The organism is Roseococcus sp., from assembly GCF_965227005.1.
Lineage (GTDB): Bacteria > Pseudomonadota > Alphaproteobacteria > Acetobacterales > Acetobacteraceae > Roseococcus.
Genome location: NZ_CBDDFJ010000017.1, coordinates 64,410 through 85,275 on the forward strand (window position 1 = coordinate 64,410; position 20,866 = coordinate 85,275).

Consider the following 20,866-nt stretch of genomic DNA (forward strand, 5'->3'; position numbering starts at 1 on the left):
GATGGTGCGCTCCCCGGCAGGAAGCGGACCGTGAGCGCGGGGGATGTTTCCCCCCTCGTCCCTCCCATCACCGGTCCACTCACCAGCGCGGGCGCGGCGAGCAGGGTGCGGCGGGTGATTGGGAATAGATAGCCTATCACCGGGAGTTTGGGTCAGGACGGGCCTGCTGGGACCGCGGCACTGTCTCCCCCTCCATGCAGGCAACGCCTGCGGGGCTGATCGCGTCCTCGCGCCAGGTCATCCGATAGGTGCCGCGCAGGTTGCGCCAGCCCGCGGTCCGGACCGTGTCGACGATCAGGCCGTTTCCGCCCTCAAGATGGGTCTCACAGGCCAGGACCCAGCGACCCTCTCGGCGCGTCAGTATCCGCGCGACGCAACCGGCGCTGCCACAGTAGGAGATGAGGTCGGCGTAGAGGATCAATTCCGGCTGGTGGTCGCCGCCCAGATCGACCCGCAACGCACTCAGGTCGCGGCGGGCACGGAAACGATGGCGACGGGCATCCTGCCTTATATGGGTATCCCGCTGCAGGAGGTCGTCCCAAGCCCGCAACGCGGCACCATCCGCCGGGCGGAATCGATGGCGTTGCTCCGCGGCTAGGGCACCAGAGGCGATCGCGACGAGAATGAATGTCGCAATTCCCAAGTAGGGCCATCGTCGCTGCATGCCCTATCCTCCCGCCTAGAGCCGAAGCGTTGATTAGTTGGCAGTCACAAAATCGGCGTGGCTATTGCTCCCACGGCTCGTTCCGTATCGTCAACCGGCTGAGAACCAACACGGAGACCCATGAATCAAACATCACAACGTTTGGGAATCGTGAATGTCAATCCGGCCTAGAATGCCGATGCCTACCGCCACGGCCATATATCGATGAGCCTTTCATCCCATCATTGTTCAACGCGGTGCATTGCGGGGACATTCATTATAATCTCCTGCCCGTCCGCAACGGGCACCGACGAGCATGGCGCGTCCGTAGCTTGCTTCAATCATCACGCGGCGGTGACAGCCAGCGGATACTGACGACATTACGGAGCAACACCTGAACAACCCCAGCCCATTCGACCAATAGCGCGTCCCTCCATTCCTGCGAGAAGACTGCACCATCAAAGACCGGGATCAAACACCTAGGGAACCTTGGCACTGCCAGAACGAATCGGACATCGCCGAGGTCCGCGCGAATTAGGAGCAGGCCCGCCGCCTCGGCCGGAGCCAGGCGCTGGACGTGGACGTCGATAGACACGCCATCCTCCAGCAGCTGCGACAACGTGTGCGCGCGGCGCGTGATGCGGTCCAGCCGAGCTGCGACCAGCACCGCGCCGAGCTGCCGGCACTTCAGCAGGCCCCCCTGAAAGCCGGGACGCCGGTCGTCCTTGCCGCTCGCGATGTCCGAGTGCTCCGACACCAGTGTCCAGCCCTGGCTCGCCACGAAGGCCCTGACGCTAGCCTGCTGGGCCTCCAGACCCAGCCCGCTCTGACCCTGCTCCGCGGTCGAGACCCGGTAGAGCCCGACCGCGTAACGTGTTCCCTTCGCGCGCATCAGCTGGCCACAACCGGGCTGGCGACGCGGTAGATGCTGTAGCTGCCCTTGGCGCCCTGCTTGCCCGTGCCGACCTGCTTCACCCGCTCCATCACCTCGACCGTGTGGCCCCTCTTCTTCAGCCCCGCGAAGAAGCCGCGGACCGTGTGCTGGGCCCAGCCGGTGGTCTCCATCACCTGGGCAATGGTGGCGCCCTCCTGGCGGCGCAGCAGCGTCAGCACCGCCTCCTGCTTGGTGCCCTCACGCGGCTTGCGAGGGGCGCCAGGCGTGCGGGCGGGGGCTCGGCCGGCGAGCACCGCCTTGAGGGCCGTCAGGGCTGCCTCCAGGCCCTCCTGCGACTCCCAGGCCGCCACCGTCGCCGTGGAGGCCTCGCGCAGGCTCATGCGGGGCTGCGCGGCCGCTGCGACCAAGGCGGTCTCGCCCAGCGCCGTCTCCGCCGCGTGCTCCGCGTACAGCGCCTCCTGCTGCAGCTTGAGTTCGGCGGCCTCCTCGTCGGCGGTCAGCTCGCGGGGCTCGGTGCCAATGTCGCTGGGCTTCGTGGGCTCGATGCCGATGGCACGCAGCCCGTCGGCCGTGATGCGTAGGGCAACCCACGCGCCCTCGTCATCCTGTCGCCAGCCGAGGTCACGGTGTTCGGCCGGCGCCGGTAGCTCCTCCAGCAGCAGATTTTTCAGCATGCTGCGGACGACGGCCTGGCGCGCTGCGGCGGGCAGCTTCGGCGCGCTGGCCAGCAGCGCCGGGTGGCGGCTGGCCTCGCTGAGGATGGTGGCCTGGGTGTCGGAAAGCTTGGTCATCGTCGGGCTCCGTTCGGCACCCGATGAGCCGGGTGCTACGAGCCCGAGCCCCGCTCAGCGAGGCCGCGCGAAGTGCAGCGCGTGAGCGAGCCTTCGCTCTGTATCGTGCGGAAGCCAAGCACTATCGATGCGGATCAAGTCTGCGCGATGCGAGCATCGGCGATTGCCGATTGACGATGGACGGGTTGGTTATGAGTGAATGGCTTTGCGATGCCGTTGCGGACACGCAGGCCATCGCGTCGACCCCGATAGCCAGCCTCGGAGCCGTGAGAACACCTTCAACCTCGCTTGCGAAACGCCCACTTTTCCGTACTCAAGCCCAAGCTTCGACGACACGGGCCACATCAGCACCGATCAGAAAAGTGGTCGTACGCGTCAACCCGTCGCGGCGAAATGTCGACATCGCGCTGATAGATTTCGGCCTTGAGCAAAGCCACCTCGGCTTCTCGCGCTGAATCTTCCACGTCGATGTACCAGGCCCGTGGCGAGCCATTGCCATCCCCATTCCACCGGTAGCCGCGTGCCTTAAGAATGCCCTTAAAGTCGAAGGGGCTGTGCTCCGCCCATCTGAGCCAATACGGGGTCACCGCACGCTGAAGAAGCTGCGCAAGCGCAGAGCTACCACTTTTGGGCAAGGGGCGCGTCAGAAGTCCGATCGCGGCAAGGCAACGGCCGCCGGCAACCGCCGGCGTTTCACCGAGTTGCTTCCGGTGAGAGCGAGGTCAGCCTGGCCCGCACATCTGAGGAACAGAATCATGGATAAGGATCGCATTGAGGGTCTCGCCAAGCAGGTTAAGGGCGCCGTTAAGGACCTTGCCGGCAAGGTGACGGGCGACGCGAAGCTGCAGGCCGAAGGCAAGGCCGAGAAGGCCGAGGGCAAGGTTCAGAACGCTGTTGGTGGCGCGAAGGACGCTGTGCGCGACGCCACTAAGTAAGTTCTCGCCTACTGACTTCGCTACGGCCGGCGGGGCAACTCGCCGGTTTTCGTTGTTCCTCAGCAGGTGAATCAGCACGCCTTTCGGGCGGAAGAGATTTAGTTGTTTTAAGCATGCTTCGCTTCGGCAATATTTATGGAACCTGACGAGCCGCTGATACGGAGTGCGTTTGTGGCTTAGACAAATACCAGAGCAATCAGGGTGGCCAGCCAAGTCTTATGAGAACAGGCCGACTGCTTCTCTGGAGAGCACTAGCTGTTCAACTCACCGGTCGCATTGTTTGAGCCTGTTGTTGGCAGAGACCGTGCCGTTCGGAGATGAAAGCGCGTTGGGCAAGCTGCCGTCTTTCCTCAAGTGCTCATCATTTCAACTCACGGCTGTGGCGAAGAATGCGGTTCACTCGCCGGCCAAGTTCGTCCACTGCGAAGGGCTTGGTGATAATTTCCATGCCCGCCGCAAGGAACGCCGCTTGATCGGCCGCTTCCTTGGCGTAGCCAGTCATGAAAAGCACAGGCAGCGTAGGCCGGCTCGCGCGCGCGATCTCGGCGAGCTTACGTCCATTCATACCCGGAAGACCGACGTCGGTAATAAGAAGGTCGATGTGACATTCGGATTGGAGTATTGGCAACGCGTCCCGATCGTCTGCGGTCTCAATGGCGCGGTACCCCAACTCCTGTAGCACTTGCAGCACCAGCAGACGGACTGCCGGATCGTCCTCGATCACGACCACTGTTTCGCCTGACCCTAGCAGTGTCGGTGCCGCGGTCGCAGTGGCCAACGCCTCGAGCGGCCCCGAATGCCTTGGTAGGAACAGTCGGATCGTTGTTCCTAGCCCTTCCTGACTTTCGATAAAGATATCGCCGCGCGACTGCTGGACGAAACCATAAACCATTGAAAGCCCGAGCCCGGTGCCCTGCCCCTGTGGCTTCGTCGTGTAGAAAGGATCGAAGGCCTTTGCGACCACGTCCGCCGTCATGCCAAGGCCCGAATCAGCAACGCTGATCTCGACAAAGTCGCCGGCTTGGCCGCGCTCGCTGCGTAATAGGTCGCGAGCAGACAGTTGCCTGTTATAGCCAGCAATGACCAAACGGCCTCCGTCGGGCATCGCGTCCCGTGCATTGATCGCCAGATTGATGATCGCGCTCTCAAGCTGATTATCGTCGGCCACCGCCAACCACAGATCGGGGTCCAGATCGATAATCAGCTCTATCTGTTCGCCCAAGGTGCGGCGGAGCAGATCCTCGATAGAGCCAACCAGTATCGCCACGTCGAGTGGGCGGCTGTCGAGCGTCTGGCGCCGGGAGAAGGCAAGGAGGCGATGAGTCAAAGCCGCAGCGCGTTGGCCTGACTGCATTGCGGCATCGAAAAAGCGGTCCACGTCATCCAGGCGTCCCTGGTTCAACCTGCGTCGCACTATGTCGATGCCGCCAAGGATGCCGGTTAGCATGTTGTTGAAATCGTGCGCGAGGCCACCGGTGAGCTGGCCCACGGCCTCCATCTTCTGGCTCTGGCGGAGTTGCTCCTCCAGCAGCTTGCGCTGTGTGACGTCGCGCCCGATCCCGTAAATCATCCCGCTCTCGGGCACAGCCGTCCAACTCACCCAGCGATAGCTGCCATCCTTGGCCAGGATGCGGATGTCGAATTCCGGGACCGTCACGCCGCGCAGTAGGGAGGCCAGGCGCGACCTGACGATGGGCGCGTCCTCCGGATGGGTCAGCGCCTCCAGGGGCGTTCCGATGAGCTCCGTCTCGCCGTAGCCCAGCATGAGTTCCCAGGCTGGGTTGAGGGCGGTTTGACGCTCGTCGGGGCCGATGACGTTGAGTAGGTCGCGAGAGAGGTTCCACAGCCGGTCACGTTCCTGCGTACGTTCTTCTACCCGCTCCTCCAGTGTCTCCGTCAGTTGGAGCAGCGCCGCCTCCGTGCGCTTGGTCAGCGTGATGTCGTAGATGACGCCTGTGAAGATGGTCCCTCCCGCGAGGCCCGCCCGGTATTCACCTCGCGAGGCAAGCCACCGTTCTTCCCCCGTGTCAGCGCGAGTGACGCGGAACTCATGGAAGGCGGTTCCCGTTGTAATCCGGCCGTCCCGGTTCTGGATGAGGGCTGGATCCGAGGGATGAACGACCGCGTTGATCGTACGGACTGGCAGGCTCTGCGCTGGCCGCAGCCCGAGCAACCGGCAAAATTGCTCGGACACATCGGCGGTTCCATACCCTGCCAGATATTCGAAGGATCCAACCTCGCCCGCGGTCTGGGCGATGTGCAGGCGCTCCTCAACCTTCTTCTGTTCCGTGATATCACTTAGCACGCCAGCAAAGCGCACGGGCTGGTCCGCAGCGTCCAGGAAAGTCCGACCGCGGGCGGATACCCAGCGGACTTCACCGTTCACTACCACGCGATAATCCCGAGCGAAGACTTCCGCGCCATGTAGTGCCCCGGCCACAGCAATCCGGAGCCGCATCCGATCCTCGTCGTGGACCGGGCCGAAGTAAGTGGATGTCGGCAGGCCGGCGGCCGCAGCTACGGCATCCAGACCATAGATGGCGGCAAAGCGTGCATCCGCCACAAGCCGCTTGCCCAAAATGTCCCACTCCCAGGCGCCGGCCGTGCCTGCGACGGTCTGGACGATCCTTAGACGATCTTGGACTTCGGTCAGCCGCCGCTGAGTGGCGCGCAACTGCCGAGCCGTCGCGTCGTCCGCGTATTCCGTGCTGACGTCCGCCAGCGTTGCCAGCCTAAAAGCCGCTACGCCTTGAGCGTCCTGGATGGTCGCGATGCTGATACGGTTCCAAAACCTGTCACCGTCCCGTCTGCGATTGAGCAGGTCGATTGTTATGGGTGTGTCCGACGCAAGCGCATTTCGAATGCGTGAGCGGGCCTCCGCGTCCGCCGGTTCCGGCTGCAGGAACCGGCAATTTCTGCCAACGACCTCGGCGCGTGAATATCCGGTCAGTGACTCGAAGGCGGCGTTCACCAGTATAATGGGCTCGTCCGGAAGATATGCATCCGTCACCAAGGTGGCCATGCCCGAGACCGTCAGCGCTTTAAGCCAAGGTCCTCCGAGCGCAGCCAGGGCCTCGCCTCGGGCGGCCAGGATATCGCCCACTTTCCGCTCCGGATTGTCGCTCACCGCGCCCTAACGCCTGGCGGTCGCGCGGGTTCCTTCATGATCAGACCTCATCGCCGATCACACGCCGGATAAATTCGGCGATCAGCAGCCGCAACGCTTGCAGCGAGGGCAGATCCATCAGCATGGCGATATAGCCGCGGATGTCGCGGTCGTTAATCGCGAAGTTGATGTAGAGGAACAGTACGATGCCGCCTTCGGCTTCTGGTCCGCTGGGACTCATGTCGAAAAGCCCGGCACCGTTGCCGCGGATGACCTGCGGCAGGGACATGGTCAGGGGCTGCTGGAGCATATTGGCCATGGTGGCCAGGCAGCTGTTGAGAACCACGTTACCTGTCTCGGTGAGCGCCTCGTCCTCCATCTCCACGGCTTCCGAATCGGAGAGGGCGCTGCCGGCCACGGCGCGCACCAACGCCATGCTGTTGGACTCTGGGAAAATGAGCAGAGCACGGCCGGAGAAGACGCCCTCAAAATCCTGCCGCACCGCGATCAGCTCCCCGCTTTCGCGCTCGCGAATGAGGGTGGCGGCTGCACCGCGGGTGACGACCTCCAGCGACGGAACTGAGAGCAACACCTGCTGGCCGGCCATCTTGCGAAGGCTCGCGGCCGCGCGGCTCACGCCAATATTAACCAGTTCCGTCAGCGCATCCCGCTCCATCTCCTCCAACGGGACGACATGGTCGATCATGCGCGCGCCGAGCGCAGCCGTAGGGCCGCGCCCGAGAGGAAGCCTCGCGCGCTCTCCTCCGTGACGGGCTTGGCGATGAACGTAGCGTTCGCGGCTCGTGCCCGCGCGACGATCTCGTCCTGGATATTGGCGGTTGCGATGGCGATCGGCATCGCGGGAAAGCGCGCGCGGAGCTCCTCGGCGAGAGCCAACCCGTCGCGGCCGGGCATGTTGTAGTCGATGATGACCACATCCACCGTTTGCGCGGCGATGGCGGCGACGGCCTCGTCGGCATTGCCTGCCTCCACGCGCTGCCAGTCGGGCTGCAGGGCGGCCACGGCCTTGCCGACCACGATGCGCGCCAGCTTGCTGTCGTCGACGATAAGTACCGTCGTCCCCATGAGTCTCGCTCCTGCCGACGGCCGTATATCGGCCATAACCCCAGTTATAGCCGGTGTGGCTAGTGCTGTCTCTCGCCCGCCATAGCAGGGATCAACCAATCCCGCAGGAAAGGGTCGGCAGGATTTCCACTCAGCGGGGGACAGAACGCCAGGATCGCCTGAACGACCGCAGCGTGCAGCCCATCGCATCGGGCGAGGTCAAGCGTCGAGCCGGGGCTCCGCTGCAGCAGGGCCGTCAGGATCTCCGCCTCTTCGACGCGGCAGTAACCCTCCAACCGAATCACCTTGCCGTCCTGCACGACGCTCATGCCAGGAGTTCCGACGGGTCGAGGATCATCAGCACGGCGCCGTCCGCTAGGAGGGTAGTGCCCCTTACGCCCGGCACGCTGGCGAGTAGCCCGGCCATGGGACGAATCACGGCGTCGAGCCGGTCGAGGATGGCGTCCACGGCGAAGCCCACCAGCTCGCCCCGCGCCCGCGCGACAACGACCCGTTCAGCCGCCCGGGCGAGCGGCGCGGCGGCCCCGACCAGCGATCCAAGCTCGACGAGGGGCACGGGCTGGTCGCGCAGGAGAAAGGCCCGGCCAGCGCGGACCCGATGGATGCGATCGGGTTTGACGCGCGTAGTCTCGACCACGCTGTCGAGCGTGAGGCCGTATCGGTCCGAGCCGCAGGCGACGACCAGAATTTTGCTGAGCAGGGCGGTGACGGGGAGGACGAAGCGCACCGCCGTGCCGCGGCCCAGAGCGCCGGCGAGCTCAACCCGTCCGCCCAGGGTGGCGGCGGCTACACGCACCACGTCCATGCCGACGCCGCGCCCCGACACCTCGCTAACCGCGGCGGCGGTGGAGAAGCCCGGCGTGAAAATGAGGTCGACCGCCGCCGTATCCTCCAGCTCGTCGGCGGCTTGGCGGGCCAGCAAACCGCGCGCGACGGCGAGGGTGCGGATGCAATCCGGATCGATGCCTGCCCCGTCATCCGTCACCTCAATGATCACGCGATCCCCATCCGGCCGGGCGGTTAGGCGGATCACGCCTTCCTTCGGTTTGCCGGCGGCCAGCCGCACTGCCGGGGCTTCTACGCCGTGGTCCACAGCATTGCGCAGCACGTGCAGCAAGGGGTCGAAGAGTCCGTCGACGACGGACTTGTCCACCTCGACCTCGCCTCCCTCGATTACCAGCGCGACGGATTTCCCTAGTGCGCGGGCGATGTCGCGGGTGAGGCGCGGCAAGCGACCGAAGAGCGGCGCCAGCGGCATCAGCCGCACCTGGCCGACCGTCGCATAGAGGTCGCCGACCAGCTTGTCGAATTGTGCCTGCCTTGCCCGTAACAGCTGGCCGAGGACATGGCCGCCGGCGAGCCTTTCGGCCTCGGCCGCCAGCTCCGACAGGCCGTTCTTCGCGACCACGAGGTCGTCGGTTAGGCTGGCCAGCCTGTCCACCCGTGCCGCATCGACGCGTAGCGTCCGCCGCGCGGTTCCGGCGTCAGCCGCGGCGGTCGGCTCGGCGGATACAAGCTCAGTGAGCTCCACCTGGTCAGCGACAAGGCGCAGCGCGGCCTGGACGGCCGGGCGCGACGCTGCGGAGACCGCCTCGATCACGAGGTCGCAGGCGAAGGGGTCGTAGGATTCAAGGGGCCCCCAGGCCTCGCGCGGCCGCAAGCGCAGGGCCATCAGGGCCGGGACGGTGGCGATGATCGCGATAGGATCGTCGCCGGAGAAATAGGCGTCCGCGCGCGGAACGTAGCGGATGGCAGTACCGACCAAGTCGGCAAACTCCGGAGGCACGGGCCAGCCCGCGGGCTCGGGCGAGAGCGCCGAAGCCGCGGCGGCCTCCCCGCTGGCGAAGCGCGACACGGCGTCTTGCGCCGCCCGGGCGGCTCCTGCCGGTAAAGCGCCATCGCGCTCCAGCGCGTCGAGCCAGCGATCTACCTGATCCACCGCCTCCAGCAGAGCGGCGAAATCCGGCGGGCCACCGAGCCGGCCGGAGCGGATCGCGGCCAGCAGGTCCTCCGCCGCGTGAAGAGTCAGCGCCATTGGCGCAAGATCGAACAGGCCGGTCGAGCCCTTTAGAGTGTGGATGGCCCGGAAGCAGCCGTCCAACGCCACAGCATCTGCCGGCGCACGGGCCAGGGTGGCGAGGTCGCGCGTCGCATCGGCGACCAGCTCGCGACCTTCGACAAGAAACTGCACCATCAGCTCATCGCTCACGGAAGCCCTCCGGCCTCTGGAACACAATGGCGTCCTCGAAGCGGCGCACTGCGAAAAGGTCGCTGATGCGGCTCATGGATTCCGTATGGCCCAGGCACAGATAGCCGCCCGGCGCCAGACGATCATAAAGGTTTTGCGCCGCGATGAGGCGCGATTGGTCGTCGAAGTAGATCAGCACGTTACGGCAGAATATGACGTCGAATATGCCCTGCGCCGCGAGACTTGGCCCGTCGACCAGGTTGGCCTGGGTGAAAGCAATGGATTCCTTGAGGTCCTGGATGATCTCGCGGCGGTGGCGCTGCACCGGGCCGAAATAGGCATCGACCAACTGTGGGGGCATGCGGGAGAGAGCGCGCTCGCCGAAGAGGCCCTCGCGCGCCGCCTCCAGCACCCGGGTGTCGATATCCGATCCGACGATCTCGATATTGTAGGCATCCACCAGCCTCCAGTTCTCCAACAGCCAGATCGCGATCGAATAGGCTTCCTCGCCGGTTGAACATGGCGCCGACCAGATGCGGATCCTGTCGCCCGGCCGCCGCGTCGTGATGAGGTCGGGCAGCAGGGAGCGGCTGAGGCAGGCGAGCTGGTGCTCCTCGCGATAAAAATATGTCTCATTGACGGTGAAGGCATTGATGAGCGCCTCGCGCTCCTGCGCATCCGCGCGTAGCGAGCCGAAATAGGCGGCGAAGTTTGCAGTTCGTGTGGCCGCGAGCCGGTCGGCCACGCGCCGCTCGATGTAATAGCGCTTGGTCTCCCCGAAGAGCATGCCCGTCTCGCGGTAGAGGAAGGCGCAGAGGCGCCGCAGCTCCGCCGCGCTCAGGAACAGGGTCTCGCTCACGCGGCCGTCACGAGCTGGATCAGCCGAGTGGCGATCGCCTCCAGCGGAAGGATCAGATCTGCGCCACCGGCGCGAACGAGTTCCCCGGGCATGCCCCAGATCACGGCCGTATCGGCGGATTCGGCGATGGTGCGGCCGCCGGCCGTGCGCAGCGCCGCCATCGTCGCCGCACCGTCATGGCCCATCCCCGTCATCAGCACGCCGATCATACGCTCGGGCGCGAGATGCGCCAGCGCGCTCGCCATGAGGCGGTCCACGCTCGGATGCCAGCGATATTCGGCGTTGGCCGGCGTCGGCAGCACGACGGGTCCGGCAGCGCGCAGGCTGACTGTCATGTCAGCATCGCCACGGGCGATGTAGATGACACCCGCCGCAATGGGCGTGGGCCGCACGACTTCCATCACATGGAGCGCGCAAAGCCCGTTGAGGCGGCTGGCTAGGGAGGCGGTGAAGGCGGCCGGCATATGCTGCGCCACCAGAACCGGCCAGGGGAAATTCGCGGGCAACTCGGTCAGCACCGTCTCCAGCGCGGGCGGGCCGCCCGTGGAGGTCCCGATGATCACCACGCCTGGGAGTTGCCCAGCGGAGGCCGGCTGCCAGGGCGCCGGCCGGGGCGCAGTGGAGGGGGCAGACGGGGTGGTCGCCCGGCGCGCGCGGAGCCGTTCGGCCAGCCGGTGCGAGCGCCGAACGCCGGAGACGGCGGCCGCGCGCACCTTCTCGAGGAGCAGCGGCGCGACCTCATCGATGGTGAGCGAGATGGCGCCATCCGGCTTGGGAACTACGTCGAAAGCGCCCAACTCCAGCGCCTCCAGCGTAGCTTCTGCACCCTCGGCGGTGAGCGAGGAGACCATCACGACGGGACAGGGCCGCTCGATCATGATCCGATCGAGGCAGGCGAGGCCGTCCATGCGAGGCATCTGGACGTCGAGCGTGATCACGTCCGGGCGGAAAGCGTGAAGCAGCTCCAGCGCCTCCACGCCGTCGCGGGCGAAGGCAACCTCGAAACCGCCCTCTTGCCGGAAGACATCGCCCAGCACGCGTCGCATGAGAGCTGAATCGTCGACGATGAGCAGCTTGATCACGTGGGCCGTCAATTCGCCGTAAGGTCGCGCAGCAGGTCGGCCTCCGCGCGGTCCAACAGGGCGGCGGGGTCGATGAGCAGGATGACCTCTCCACCGCGCGCGAGCCGCGCGGCTCGGTCGAACAGCCGGCCGCCGCCCTTGGAGAGGTCTGGCGCGGGCATTAGGTCCGCCGCCTCAACTTCCAGGATCTCGGATGCGGCATCCACCGCGAAGCCTGCTTGCAAAGCGCCGAGCGTGACGATGACGACGCGCCCATTGGAACTCTCGCCCTCAATAGAGAAGCGCAGGCGCTGGTCTATGACCGGGATCACCCGCCCGCGCAGGCTCATCACGCCGCGCACATATGAAGGTGCTTTGGGCAGGCGCGTGAGCGCCTCGGGGAGGCGCACCACCTCGTCCACGTTCACGATGGGAAGGCCGTAGGATTCGGCGCCGAGGCGGATCACCAGGAATCGCTCGCGGGCGACGTCGGGCGCGAGGTTAGCCATGATCTCGTCCTTGTCGTGGTCTGTGTCCGCGATCAAACGCGCGACACGCTCATCCGCCAGCACGCGCTCCGGCGATAAAAGCGAGACAAGGCCCCGCCCATCGGCCAGCCGCAGCACCGCATCAATCCGTGCCTCACCGGATCCGCGGTTGAACAGGCCGGGCGCGGGCGAAACCCGGTGGCGCGGGGCGCGCAGGATAACGTCCACACGGTCCACCACTAGCGCCAGGCGGTGCCGGCCTATCCGGGCGACGACGACCCGCTCGCCTCCGATAAGCGAGCAGCCCGGCAGGCCGAGAAGCGCGCGCAGCGAGAGCGCCGGCAGCACGGCGCCGCGCAGGGAAAAGACGCCCATCAGCACCTCTTCCGTCCGCGGCAGTGCTGTGAGGGCCTTAGGCAGCGCCACGACCTCGGCCACGGCGCCGAGCGGCACGGCATAGTCCTGGCCGGCCAGGCTAAAGGCGAGGAAGGACAGCTCCTCGACCGCGGCTGCGGGCCGAGTCTCGGTACGGGCCGGCGTGGCACGCGTATGGGCCCGTAAGGTACCGAAATGCTCCCGCAGCGCGGCGTCGAGGTCGAGCCAGCGGGCGCCACCCTCTTTGTCAACCAGAAGTCTTCCGTGCGAGGGCTGGGCCCCCTCGCCCTCGGCCGTCCGCAGCGCCTCCACGGCGTCCACAGCGAGGGCGATCGGTGGATCCTGACGCAGCACTACAATTCGTGCCGCGCCGGCTGATGCGTCGCCGCCGCCTAGCAGGCGGCGCAGCGAGATCACCGGAAGTACCGTGCCGCGCAGATGCATGACGCCGAGCAATCCGGCCGGTCCGTTCGGCACACGAGTGATGCACGGGCTGCGGATCACCTCGGCGACGCGGGCGGCCTCTAGCAAGACACGCGTCCCACCCGCCACTACCGTCAGCCGATGCGCGGTCGTGGCGGACATCAGCCTTCGGCCGAGCGGTGCAACTCGTTGGCCATCAGGGCGATCTCCTCGATCGCGGCCGCCAGGTCTTCGGCGCCCTGCGACTGCTGCCGTGCGGCCGTTGCGGCCTGCGCCGCGGCACTGCTCGCCTCGTCGGCCACCGCGGCGATCTGGCCGATGCCGGAGAGCACCTGGGAGCTGGTGGTGAGAATTTCCTCGCTGCCGCGGGCGATGTCGTCGGCACTGGCGCGCAATGCGGCGGTCTCGGCCGCCATCTGCTCCATTCGCTCGACGATGGCGCGGTTCTTATCCACCTCCGCCTCGGTCAAGGCCGAAATCTGGTCAGCCTCGCGCCGCACCTTGCCGATCTGTGCGATGATGGTCGTTACCAGCTCCTTGGCCGTTTCCGCGTTCTGCGCGGCGTCGCGCGCCAGGGTGCGAATGTCGCCCGAGACTACCGCGAAGCCTCGGCCAGCCTCGCCGGCCCGGGCCGCCTCAACGGCGCCGCTGGTTGCCAGCATCGTTGTTTGAACCGCAATTAACGCCAACCCGTCCACGATCTTGCCGATAGCGCCTGCCTCCGCCTCCAGCCGCTCGATCGCGTCCTGCACGGCCGTGTTTCCTTCCAGAGCCGTGTCCACGCCGATGATGAGCGAGTCCACGGCCTTCCGGCCATCGGCGATGAGCTCCGCGACCACCGAGGCGCGTGCTGCGCTGGCCCCGGCCGTCGCGGAGGCGGCGCGGGCGGCCTTTTCGATCTGCGTCATGGCCGTGCCCGCCTCTTGCGTCGCCGCCGCCTGGATCTGCGCGCCCCGACTGATCTGCTCGACGGCGACGAGGATCTCGCCGGCCGAGCCGGAGAGCTCCTGAACCGTGGCCGAGAGCTCCTCGGCAGCTGCCGCGGCTTCTTGAGCCGACTGCGTCCCGCCAGCGCCCTTGAGCAGGAGGTTCGTAATCTCAGCCAGAGCTGCGGAAGCGGTCTGGCTCTGCTCCAACGATTCGCCCTGCTGCTGGACCGAGCGCTGCGCCTCGGCCGCGGCGGAGGCTTGCTCCTCGGCGGCGCCGGAGACGCTCTCTGCGCCAAGCCGCGTCTCGGTGGCGGCCGTAACCGCCTCGACGGCCGCAAGGAGGATGGCTTGGCTCTCGCCGGCGAGCGAGGCCATCTCGCTGCGTACGGTGCCGAGTGTCTCGTTCACTCTCGCCGCCGCCTTCGCCTTCGCCTCGGCTTCCGCCGCGGCCTGCCGTAGGCGGCCCGCTACCTCACGCACCATGGTCGCGATGCCCTTGGCCAGCGGCTGGATGTCGAGGGAGCGCTTCTCCGCCGTCTGCGACAGCGCCCGGACCTCGTCCGCGACCACCGCGAAGCCGCGGCCGTCATCGCCGGCCCGCGCAGCCTCGATGGCAGCGTTCAGGGCAAGAAGGTTAGTCTGGTCGGCGATATCGGCCACGCCCTGCGTGATTTCGTCGATCCGCGATGCATGGCCCTCCAGGGCGGAGATGACCTCGACGCTCCTCATCTGGCGATGTGCATTGGCGCTGACCGCCCGGACGGAGGCGTCGATGGCCGAGCCCACCTGTGTCAACAGCACCTGCATCGCCTCGGTGCGCTGACGGGAGGCCTCGGCGCGCTCGCGGGCCTGGCGGAAGGAGGTCGTCATGGCAACGACGGCGGCCAGTGACTCATGCGCGGCGCCGGCCGCCTCCTCGGCGCCAGAGGCGATCTGGCCAAGCGCGCGCCGCAGTTCCTCGACGGCAGCGGCCGCCTGAGTGATTCCGCCGGCTAGTTCGAGGCTAGCAGCGGCCATTCGCTCGCCGGCATTCTCCTGGCGCGATGCAGGTTTGCGAGCCGTGGGACGCTTTACCGGACCGCTTGCAATAGGCTGCTCCCGGGGCACTGTGGGAGGCTGCCTCGGTCGGGTCGCTAGTGTCGTCGTCTTAACCAGCGCCATGTTCGATCCTGTCGTCCGGTGTTCCCGTCATTCATCATGCAAGCACATTTGGCGGTCTGCGCCCATCTGATGGAGATTGGGAGCGGCTTGATGCACGTAGGTCGGTCCTGGATAAAGTGTGCTCAAATGTTTGGCGGATGGACATTGCGGTGTATGTGCGACAGCCACCGCATGGTGTGGCTGTGGCGGAGATGTTCGTAGTGCTCGGAGTTTAAGATGCCAGCCGTCAATGCAAGCCTTCCAGCGACCATTCTCTTCGTTGAGGACGAGGTGCTGATCGCCATGGTCGCAAGCACCATGATCTCAGACCTCGGCTACAGAGTATTGCAAGCGCATTCAGGAGCCCAGGCGCTCAAGCTGTTGGAAAGCAACGCCGTGATTGACCTCATTATTACGGACCAGTCGATGCCGAAGATGACGGGGACTGAGCTCGTGAGGGCTGCGCAAGCGCTTCGTCCCAGCCTTCCAGCCTTGATCGCGACAGGTCATTCGGAGCTTCCGGAGGGTTTCGAATCCGTCCCCCGGCTAGGCAAGCCCTATGATCGGGATCAGTTACATCGAGAAATCGAGAAACTGTTGGTCAACTGATGATAAGCCTGAGGCCGGAGAGCAATCGTGTCAGGTCAAACGCAGCGGACCGAGCTATGTCCGGATTTATGTAAGTTGGTCGAATGCGCGACTTACGCGATCGATCCAACATAAGACCGTAAACCTAGTTGGTACGTCCAGTTGCAACCAAAACGAGTCTGTTCCGCACGCTGCTCATACGGCAACCAAAAGCTGAAATGGCGCCTGTCCCCATTTAGAACCGAAAATAAGATCTATTTTTTCACATTGGAGCAATTTTGTCTCTCAATTCCGCACTCTGAGCTTGCCTTGTCGATGAGCTGACGGGGAAGTGAGGTTGCAGATCCTCTTCTGAGTCCTTGGCGAAAGTAGCCGTGCGAAATCCTGCGAGAGGTAGTTCGCACCCAGGCACACCTCCTCCGCCAGTTCCCATACGACTAGCGTTCTCCGCCTGACCGACCGCCGCGCTGAGTGGCAGGTTTCCTCGGGCTTTCGCGGCTGACCTGTTGACCGGCCCGGCGCGGAGAAAGCGGAAAATCGCTCTCCGGAGGCCAGTTCTCTCCGGACCTCCGAACTTGGCCGATTTAGTTCAGAGCTCAAATTCCTAGGTAAAAGGCTGGTTTCAGCGCGGTCGGCACTTGCTTGGATTCGAACCCCACTTGCCCGAATCCGTCGCTGTAGAGCGAACACCCTAGCATTGAGCGGTTCATCCGCCTTCGGGCAGTAGGTGGCCGGAAGCGGCCCTTCTGCTCTCGAGCAATTCAGCCTGGAAGCGGACGCAGGTCGGCCCCACTACAAAGTGACGCAGCGGAACCGACGAGCGGTGCGGACGGCCGCGGCGCTGAACGTCTTCGCCTCGGTGCCGCGCAGAACTTGAGGTGCCGTGTGGGAGACATCTTGTCTACAGGCGCCGGTACGGAGTGACAGCCCCTCGGACTCGGATCACCCATTTGCGTGTAACCCAGGGGTCAGGAAGGGGTTCCGCTTGCCGGGTGTTCTCTCCGACGAACGATGAATGGCTCAACAAATGACGATAGCGGAAATCGGCCAGCCTCAATCGCGCGGTCCTGAACCGCAGGCCGAGGGAACTCGCGCACAAGTTCCGCAGGAGGTGGATCGGCCGGCGGCGCTCATTGGGCTTCTTTCCGTTGGACTGGCCATCCTTGCCCTTACCGCAGCCGGTATCCCGATCATCGAAGCCTATGGCGACCTTCCGTTCAACGCCCTGGCGCTGATCCAGGGAGGTCTTGCCATTCTGGCGACGACCCTGGCCGCGCGTGCCGGAAAATGGGCGTTTGGCGTCATCATCGTCGTAGCAGTGGCCCTCAGCGTTGTTCCGCTGCTGGATTTGCCGACCCTCTCGACGGACGTCTATCGCTACGTCTGGGACGGGCGGGTACAGGGCCACTGGATCAACCCTTTTCGCTACATTCCGGCCGCACCCGAGCTCGCCTTTTTGCGCGATCCGATCGTCTTCCCCTGGATCAACCGCGCCGATTACGCGGTCACGGTCTATCCGCCCGCAGCGCAAATGCTGTTCTTCCTGGTTGGTCGCATCGGCGACAGCGTGCTCGCCATGCGCCTCGCCTTGCTGGCCATGGAGACGCTGACCATCGTGTTGCTCATCGACCTGCTGCGTCGCCTTGGCCGGCCGGTGACGCGGGTGGTGGCCTTCGCCTGGCACCCGCTCGCGATTTGGGAGATTGCCGGTAGCGCGCATATCGACGCCGCGATGGTGGCCTTCATGACGCTAGGCCTCTGGCTGATGGCGATACTGCGGCGGCCGGTCCTGGCCGCGGTCGCCATCGCGGTCGCGACGCTCATGAAGCCGCTTGCCGCCCTGGCGCTGCCCTTCGCGTGGCGGCCGTGGGACTGGCGCGCGCCTGCCGTTGCCATCGGCGTCGCGGTGCTGCTCTACCTGCCCTACCTCTCCGTCGGCAGCGGCGCGCTCGGCTTCCTGTCGACCTATATGCAGGAGGAGGACATCGCGAATGGCGGCGGGCTGTGGCTGGTCTGGCTGGCCAACCACCTAATCGGTCCGCAGCCCTGGATCCGGCCGCTTTTCCTGGCGGGGCTGGCGGCGGTCCTGGCCCTGCTGACGCTGCGGCTCTGCTTCGGTATGGACGCGCCGGAGGCCCGGTTGCGCGCACTTGGATGGGTTGTCTTCGCCGGGGTCTTCGCGCTCTCGCCGAATTACCCCTGGTACTATCTGGTCCTGCTGCCCTTCGTGACGCTGTTCGGCACGCCCGCCTTCTGGGCCGCCACCATCGGCGCCTTCCTGCTCTACGATATCCGGCCGGGCGACCCCTCCATCGATTTCTGGATCCGCGACGCCGCCATGCAGCTTTCCGTCTTCGCCGCGCTGTTGGGGGGCTGGTGGGACACACGGCGGGGGTTGGCGTCGCGGCCCCTGCCCAGCAACGTAACCTTGCGCCCTGCCTCGCCGAATGGCGATTGAAGCGTCTGGAGTGCCCCATGAAGACGACGGCCATCGAGAGCCGCGACGCGATCCCGCAGGGCCGCGAACGCCAGCAGGCGGCCGGCATCCAGCTGGTTTGAGCGAGCTTTCCCTGGCTCCGAGGGGCCGCGCGGACCTATATCTCGCGCTTGTGGGGCTGGCACTGCTCGCGCTGGTTCTCCTCGGCCCAACGCTGCACCGCCAGGCCGGCGACCTCGCTTTCGGCGCGCTGGCGCTGCTGCAAGGGGGGTTAGTGATCTGGTCTCTCTGCCTGGCGGCGCGGATCGGGGACCGGCGGGCGCTGTGGATCATTCTCGGCATCGCGGTCGCGCTGCGGCTGGCGCTGCTCTTCGTCCACCCTCACCTATCGAGCGACGCCTTCCGCTATGTCTGGGACGGCCGCGTCCAGGGCGAGGGCATCAACCCCTACCGCTACGTCCCCGCCGCGCCCGAACTCGCTCATCTGCGCGACGCGGCGATCTATCCCTTCATCAACCGCGCCGGCTACGCGGTTACCATCTACCCGCCTGCCGCGGAGATCCTGTTCTTCCTGGTGGGCCGCATTGCCGATGGGCTGGTGGCGCTGAAGCTCGCCTATTTCGCCTTCGAGGCGGTGACGGCGCTGGTCCTGCTCGACCTGCTGCGCCGCATCGGCCAGCCGGCCACGCGGATCGTCACCTATGCCTGGCATCCGCTGGCGGTTTGGGAGATCGCCGGGAGCGCGCATATCGACGCGGCGATGCTGTCGCTGATGGCGCTCGGCATCTGGCTGGCCGTGGAGTCGCGCCGGCTGGTCCTGGCTGCCGCCGTGATCGCGGTGGCGGCGATGATGAAGCCGCTGGCCGCGCTCGCTTTGCCGATCGCCTGGAAGCCCTGGGACTGGCGCGCACCCGTCGCCGCCATCGCCACCGTCGTGCTGCTTTACATCCCGTATCTCTCGGTCGGCACTGGGATGTTCGCCTTCGTCGGTGGCTATGTGCAGGAGGAGGCGTTGGCCTCGGGCGAGGCCTTCTGGCCGGTCTGGCTGGTCACCACCCTGCTCGGGCCGGTGCCGGGGCTGCGGACGGCCTATCTCCTGGCCGCCGCCGCCCTGGTCCTGGCCCTGGCTTTCCGCCTGGCCTTCGCGGTCGAAGACGATGCGGAAACACGGCTTCGGCGCCTGTCCTGGCTGGTCTTCGCAGGGGTCTATGCCCTCTCGCCGGGCTATCCCTGGTACTACCTCTGCCTGCTGCCCTTCCTGGTGCTCTTCGGCTCGCCGCACCTCTGGGCAGCGACGCTCGCCGGCTACCTCCTCTACGACGAGGTCCAGGGCGACCCGCAGATTGCCTTCTGGATTCGCGACGGCGCGATGAACCTCGCGGTCATCGGCGCGTTGCTGTGGACAGCGTGGCGCTCGAAGACCAGGCGCCCGGTGGTGGGAGTCGGCTGAATGGACATGACGATCCGAAACAGCGCGACGCAGCCGGCACCCGGGAAGGACTCGCGCCAGGGAACCGTCGCCGTCGCGATCATCTGCAAGACGCCGGCCCCGGGAAAGTCCAAGACCCGGCTCTCGCCGCCCCTGCGGCCGGAGGAATGCGCGGCGATCTCCGCCTGCTTCATCCAGGACCTCGCGAGCACCATCGGCGGGCTCGATCCCGCCTCCGCTGCCGGCTACGCGGTCTATACGCCCGCCGGCTCCGAGACCGAGCTGCGTCGCCTGCTGCCAAGTGAGTTCGGCCTGGTGCTGCAGGGCGAGGGCAATCTCGGCGACCGGCTCCACAAGGGCATCGCCGACCTGCTGGCCGAGGGCCATGCGGGCGCGATCATGGTGAATTCCGATAGCCCCACTCTGCCGCCCGCCATCCTGCAGGCGGCGGTCGAGGCCACCGCCGCCGGCGACCGGGTGGTGCTCTGTCCCGCCATCGACGGCGGCTACACGCTGATCGGCCTCTCCGAGGCGCACCGGCACCTCTTCGAGGACATCCCCTGGAGCACGGAGGTCGTGTTCCAGAAGACGCTGGACCGCGCCCGGGACATGGACCTGCCGGTGGTCGTCCTCGACCCCTGGTACGACATCGACGACGCCAGCTCCTACGCCACGCTCGAGGCCGAGATGGCGGGCGAGCGCCCGGCCTTCGCCGATGCCGCGATGCCGCTGCAAGACGCCCCGGCGACGCGCCGTTTCCTCGCCCAACGCCGGGCGGGCAACGCCGCGTGACGCTGGCCGCCGTCTCCCTGGTCATTCCCTGCCTGAACGAGGAGGAGCCGATCGCCGAGGTCGTGCGCGAGGCGCTGGCCCAGGGCGTCGGCGAGGTGATCGTCGTGGACAACGGCTCCACCGACCGCACCGCGGAGCTGGCCGCCGCCGCCGGCGCGCGCGTGGTGAGCCAGCCCGTGCGCGGCTATGGCCGCGCCTGCGCCGCCGGGGTCGCTGCCGCGCAGGGCGAGATCATCTGCTTCATGGACGGCGACGGCAGCGACGTGCCGGAATTCATCGCGGCCGTCGTCGGCCCCATCGCCGAGGACCGCGCGGATTTCACCATGGGCTCGCGACTGCGCGGCCGTCGCGAGCCGGGCAGCATGACGCCCCAGCAGCTCCTGGCCGGGCGTCTCGCGGGGCTTCTGCTGCGCGCGACCTATGGCGTGCGCTTCACCGACATGTCGCCGCTGCGGGCCATGCGCGCCGACCGCCTCGCCTTGCTGGGCATGCGCGAGGAGACCTATGGCTGGAACCTTGAGATGCAGATGCGCGCCGCCGCGGGCGGGCTGCGCTGCCTGGAGGTCCCGGTCGACCATCGCTGCCGCCGCGGTGGGGAGTCCAAGGTCTCGGGCAACCTCGCCGCAGGGATGAAGGCCGCGTGGAAGATCAGCACGACCTTCCTGCGCCTCGCCCTAGCTCTTCGCAAACAGTGATCCGGA

Annotated in this window: 18 protein-coding genes; 6 read left to right on the forward strand and 12 right to left on the reverse strand. The window is 66.3% G+C overall.

What is annotated here, in order from left to right:
* Positions 1 to 136: 136 nt before the first annotated feature.
* The 3 genes from ACO057_RS06840 to ACO057_RS06850 form a co-directional block, all read right to left on the reverse strand.
* Positions 137 to 664 (reverse strand): hypothetical protein, encoded by a 528-nt coding sequence (locus tag ACO057_RS06840; RefSeq protein WP_421989953.1) that lies wholly within the window; start codon positions 662 to 664, stop codon positions 137 to 139.
* Between the two features lie 316 nt (positions 665 to 980).
* A complete protein-coding gene (locus ACO057_RS06845) occupies positions 981 to 1,535 on the reverse strand; it encodes a recombinase family protein (RefSeq protein WP_421989955.1) in 555 nt (184 codons plus the stop codon).
* Complete coding sequence (locus tag ACO057_RS06850; protein WP_421989957.1) at positions 1,535 to 2,329, reverse strand: DUF3489 domain-containing protein; 795 nt, start codon at positions 2,327 to 2,329, stop codon at positions 1,535 to 1,537. Before ACO057_RS06850 ends, ACO057_RS06845 begins: the two co-directional genes overlap by 1 nt.
* 755 nt (positions 2,330 to 3,084) lie before the next feature.
* Between ACO057_RS06850 and ACO057_RS06855 the strand changes: the two genes are divergently transcribed.
* The gene (locus tag ACO057_RS06855; RefSeq protein ID WP_421989959.1) at positions 3,085 to 3,264 is read left to right on the forward strand and encodes a CsbD family protein; all 180 of its coding nucleotides are present in this window, start codon (positions 3,085 to 3,087) and stop codon (positions 3,262 to 3,264) included.
* 361 nt (positions 3,265 to 3,625) lie between these two features.
* Here ACO057_RS06855 and ACO057_RS06860 read toward each other — a convergent pair whose 3' ends face one another.
* The 9 genes from ACO057_RS06860 to ACO057_RS06900 are packed head-to-tail and all read right to left on the reverse strand — an operon-like array spanning position 3,626 to position 14,796.
* On the reverse strand, positions 3,626 to 6,391 hold the full coding sequence (locus ACO057_RS06860; RefSeq protein WP_421989961.1) for a PAS domain S-box protein: 2,766 nt from the start codon (positions 6,389 to 6,391) through the stop codon (positions 3,626 to 3,628).
* Positions 6,392 to 6,431: 40 nt separating this feature from the next.
* Positions 6,432 to 7,076 carry a chemotaxis protein CheX gene (locus ACO057_RS06865; RefSeq protein ID WP_421989963.1) on the reverse strand — a complete coding sequence of 215 codons (645 nt, stop codon included), beginning with the start codon at positions 7,074 to 7,076 and terminating at the stop codon, positions 6,432 to 6,434.
* Positions 7,073 to 7,456 carry a response regulator transcription factor gene (locus ACO057_RS06870; protein WP_421989965.1) on the reverse strand — a complete coding sequence of 128 codons (384 nt, stop codon included), beginning with the start codon at positions 7,454 to 7,456 and terminating at the stop codon, positions 7,073 to 7,075. The genes ACO057_RS06865 and ACO057_RS06870 overlap by 4 nt, the downstream gene beginning before the upstream one ends.
* Positions 7,457 to 7,515: 59 nt before the next feature.
* Positions 7,516 to 7,764: a hypothetical protein gene (locus ACO057_RS06875; protein ID WP_421989967.1), complete on the reverse strand. Its 249-nt coding sequence runs from the start codon at positions 7,762 to 7,764 to the stop codon at positions 7,516 to 7,518.
* Entirely contained in the window at positions 7,761 to 9,665 is a 1,905-nt protein-coding gene (locus ACO057_RS06880) for a chemotaxis protein CheA (protein WP_421989969.1), read from the reverse strand. The genes ACO057_RS06875 and ACO057_RS06880 overlap by 4 nt, the downstream gene beginning before the upstream one ends.
* The gene (locus ACO057_RS06885) at positions 9,655 to 10,503 is read right to left on the reverse strand and encodes a CheR family methyltransferase (protein ID WP_421989971.1); all 849 of its coding nucleotides are present in this window, start codon (positions 10,501 to 10,503) and stop codon (positions 9,655 to 9,657) included. The genes ACO057_RS06880 and ACO057_RS06885 overlap by 11 nt, the downstream gene beginning before the upstream one ends.
* Entirely contained in the window at positions 10,500 to 11,585 is a 1,086-nt protein-coding gene (locus ACO057_RS06890) for a protein-glutamate methylesterase/protein-glutamine glutaminase (RefSeq protein WP_421989973.1), read from the reverse strand. The genes ACO057_RS06885 and ACO057_RS06890 overlap by 4 nt, the downstream gene beginning before the upstream one ends.
* 8 nt (positions 11,586 to 11,593) lie before the next feature.
* Positions 11,594 to 13,012 carry a chemotaxis protein CheW gene (locus ACO057_RS06895; protein ID WP_421989975.1) on the reverse strand — a complete coding sequence of 473 codons (1,419 nt, stop codon included), beginning with the start codon at positions 13,010 to 13,012 and terminating at the stop codon, positions 11,594 to 11,596.
* Positions 13,012 to 14,796: a methyl-accepting chemotaxis protein gene (locus ACO057_RS06900; protein WP_421989977.1), complete on the reverse strand. Its 1,785-nt coding sequence runs from the start codon at positions 14,794 to 14,796 to the stop codon at positions 13,012 to 13,014. Before ACO057_RS06900 ends, ACO057_RS06895 begins: the two co-directional genes overlap by 1 nt.
* A 360-nt stretch (positions 14,797 to 15,156) precedes the next feature.
* Between ACO057_RS06900 and ACO057_RS06905 the strand changes: the two genes are divergently transcribed.
* The 5 genes from ACO057_RS06905 to ACO057_RS06925 all read left to right on the forward strand — a co-directional run bounded on the left by ACO057_RS06905 (position 15,157) and on the right by ACO057_RS06925 (position 20,860).
* Positions 15,157 to 15,528, forward strand: coding sequence for a response regulator (locus ACO057_RS06905; RefSeq protein ID WP_421989979.1), 372 nt, complete (start codon positions 15,157 to 15,159; stop codon positions 15,526 to 15,528).
* 1,297 nt (positions 15,529 to 16,825) lie between these two features.
* The gene (locus tag ACO057_RS06910) at positions 16,826 to 17,965 is read left to right on the forward strand and encodes a hypothetical protein (protein ID WP_421989981.1); all 1,140 of its coding nucleotides are present in this window, start codon (positions 16,826 to 16,828) and stop codon (positions 17,963 to 17,965) included.
* A 97-nt stretch (positions 17,966 to 18,062) separates the two neighbouring features.
* Complete coding sequence (locus ACO057_RS06915; protein ID WP_421989983.1) at positions 18,063 to 19,394, forward strand: hypothetical protein; 1,332 nt, start codon at positions 18,063 to 18,065, stop codon at positions 19,392 to 19,394.
* 6 nt (positions 19,395 to 19,400) lie between these two features.
* Positions 19,401 to 20,165, forward strand: coding sequence for a TIGR04282 family arsenosugar biosynthesis glycosyltransferase (locus ACO057_RS06920; protein ID WP_421989985.1), 765 nt, complete (start codon positions 19,401 to 19,403; stop codon positions 20,163 to 20,165).
* Positions 20,162 to 20,860 carry a glycosyltransferase family 2 protein gene (locus tag ACO057_RS06925; protein WP_421989987.1) on the forward strand — a complete coding sequence of 233 codons (699 nt, stop codon included), beginning with the start codon at positions 20,162 to 20,164 and terminating at the stop codon, positions 20,858 to 20,860. Before ACO057_RS06920 ends, ACO057_RS06925 begins: the two co-directional genes overlap by 4 nt.
* The last annotated feature ends 6 nt before the right edge of the window (positions 20,861 to 20,866 follow it).

Bases quoted from the DNA above. Each gene is read 5' to 3' on its own strand.
- ACO057_RS06865 (WP_421989963.1), bottom strand. From the start codon at position 7,076: ATGATCGACCATGTCGTCCCGTTGGAGGAGATGGAGCGGGATGCGCTG.
- ACO057_RS06870 (WP_421989965.1), bottom strand. From the start codon at position 7,456: ATGGGGACGACGGTACTTATCGTCGACGACAGCAAGCTGGCGCGCATC.
- ACO057_RS06845 (WP_421989955.1), bottom strand. From the start codon at position 1,535: ATGCGCGCGAAGGGAACACGTTACGCGGTCGGGCTCTACCGGGTCTCG.
- ACO057_RS06855 (WP_421989959.1), top strand. From the start codon at position 3,085: ATGGATAAGGATCGCATTGAGGGTCTCGCCAAGCAGGTTAAGGGCGCC.
- ACO057_RS06900 (WP_421989977.1), bottom strand. From the start codon at position 14,796: ATGGCCGCTGCTAGCCTCGAACTAGCCGGCGGAATCACTCAGGCGGCC.
- ACO057_RS06905 (WP_421989979.1), top strand. From the start codon at position 15,157: ATGCCAGCCGTCAATGCAAGCCTTCCAGCGACCATTCTCTTCGTTGAG.
- ACO057_RS06840 (WP_421989953.1), bottom strand. From the start codon at position 664: ATGCAGCGACGATGGCCCTACTTGGGAATTGCGACATTCATTCTCGTC.
- ACO057_RS06895 (WP_421989975.1), bottom strand. From the start codon at position 13,012: ATGTCCGCCACGACCGCGCATCGGCTGACGGTAGTGGCGGGTGGGACG.
- ACO057_RS06850 (WP_421989957.1), bottom strand. From the start codon at position 2,329: ATGACCAAGCTTTCCGACACCCAGGCCACCATCCTCAGCGAGGCCAGC.
- ACO057_RS06920 (WP_421989985.1), top strand. From the start codon at position 19,401: ATGACGATCCGAAACAGCGCGACGCAGCCGGCACCCGGGAAGGACTCG.
- ACO057_RS06875 (WP_421989967.1), bottom strand. From the start codon at position 7,764: ATGAGCGTCGTGCAGGACGGCAAGGTGATTCGGTTGGAGGGTTACTGC.